The sequence below is a fragment of the Idiomarina sp. UBA4206 genome (assembly GCF_002383015.1).
GTDB classification, from domain to species: Bacteria; Pseudomonadota; Gammaproteobacteria; order Enterobacterales; family Alteromonadaceae; genus Idiomarina; species Idiomarina abyssalis.
Genome location: NZ_DFTS01000008.1, coordinates 46,371 through 48,127 on the forward strand (window position 1 = coordinate 46,371; position 1,757 = coordinate 48,127).

The following is a 1,757-nucleotide window of genomic DNA, read 5'->3' on the forward strand; positions in this document are numbered from 1 at the left end:
GCAATACGATCAGCAACTGCTTCCTGGTAGTTCGCGGGCTCAATTAAGTTAATATCTGCGTTTTCAATACTGTTGCGTATTGAACGGATCCCCTCTTCAGGTATCCCAATGCCACGGTCTTCAATACCGCCGATAGACGCATAAACAGGCTTTAAAGAGAGCACACCGGCTTCTCTAAGCTCGCGCTCCATATCAAGCCACAAGAAGTTAGGAACGTTGGCACCCCATTGCGACGATGATGCGGATGCAATGATAACCGCTTCGGCTCCGATAGCTTCAATGGCTGAATAAACAGCGAGGTTTAATGCGGGGAAGGAACCCGATACGGTGACTGCAACTAAATCCCCTTCTTTCACACCGGCATCGGCCATTAATTTAACTGCAACGGCAGCCCAGTTAGGGTTCACTGTTGTTTGTTTCGATTCACGGCCACCATGGTTGGTCGTTACAATGCTATTTTCTAAACCAACGAATCCTGAGCGTTGGGGATCAAACTCAGGGTTAATGGGTGCTAATTGAGCGCGCAGTGGTTTCAGTACCTGCATGCCTTCACGCATTATCTTCGATGCGTTAACCATAGTAGCGTAGTTGTCGTCAACAATAGGATCACGCTGCTTCACGTTTTCCGCCGCCACCATCACAATAACGGATAATACGATAAGAAAAATTAATCCCCAGGTTGGTACGCCCGAAGAACGCCAATAAATCTTTGTAAAACTACTCATGATTCGTCCTCCTGTTACCAGCCGGGCATCTGAAATGCTTGGCTTGCTTCGTACATTTGTAATGATTCCGGCATAATCACAATCAGTGCTAGCCTGACCAGCACAGCTGTTACTGCCAGCCCGCACAGGGTTTGAAGTACGCCCTGTCGGTCAAACCAAATGGCGATAAGTCCGGGAATAATGTAGCCGATAATGCTGCTTTCCATAATGGACATCATAAAGCTGGACTCAAGTGTTGCGATTTGAGCCTGAGCGTTATCTCCCCCGGCAATCATTTGTAAATCGACCCAGTTAACCAGGTTACCAAGAAATAAGTCCATTAACCCGGCAATCAAATAGCCGGTAAGAATCATGATAATGGTTTGGCGGCGGCCATAAATAATGGCAAAGCTGGCAATAATTCGGACAATCAAATAAGTGATAAGCGCGGCAATAAGCGTAATGGCCAGGCTTAAAGGATCGGTCAATTGCAGTGCGACATACCCAGGTACAACCAAACCGCCAGCGGCAAGGCCTAAAGTTTGAGTGAGTAATAAGGTAAAAAATAAGCCGACCCCAATGGCAACGGCCAGAATGTTTAATGCAATCATAGATCTTCCTCCTTGATTGCCCGGTTCTGGAAGAAGCGAGCGACTTCTTCGCCACCGCCGTGAATATTGCACATGCCAACAACTAATGCGCTGCTGCCGGACTCTTCTAAAATTGTTTCGGTTATTTCGGTCATATGGGCATTTTCCATGACTAATAATTTTTCTGGGTCGAGGCCATATTTCACCGCATTACGGACGAAAATAAAGGTGCCTGAACCCATCAGTAGGTATTTATCCGCTTCGCTCCACTTAACCGCATCTTCCGCCATTTGCTGAGAGCGGTGTGGGCGGTCCGCCCGGCAATTAATTAACACGATTTTTCGACGTTCGTTGCCATGCTTTTCCAGCATGTTTTCCCAAATGCGACCAGTAGACTCTGGATCGTTGGCTGCAAAAGCGTTGACGAAAACAATTTCCCGCTTGAAGTAATTAACGTGAAGAA

At 47.1% G+C, this 1,757-nt stretch carries 2 protein-coding genes and 1 pseudogene; all 3 read right to left on the reverse strand.

The window, feature by feature from the left end:
• The coding region (gene pgsW, locus B3180_RS01145) for a poly-gamma-glutamate system protein (protein ID WP_286842434.1) at positions 1-725 on the reverse strand (725 nt) is incomplete at its 3' end.
• 14 nt (positions 726-739) lie between these two features.
• The gene (gene pgsC / locus B3180_RS01150; RefSeq protein ID WP_054490055.1) at positions 740-1,315 is read right to left on the reverse strand and encodes a poly-gamma-glutamate biosynthesis protein PgsC; all 576 of its coding nucleotides are present in this window, start codon (positions 1,313-1,315) and stop codon (positions 740-742) included.
• Positions 1,312-1,757 (reverse strand): annotated as a pseudogene (locus B3180_RS01155) (poly-gamma-glutamate synthase PgsB); the annotation flags it as partial. The gene pgsC and the pseudogene B3180_RS01155, both read right to left, overlap by 4 nt.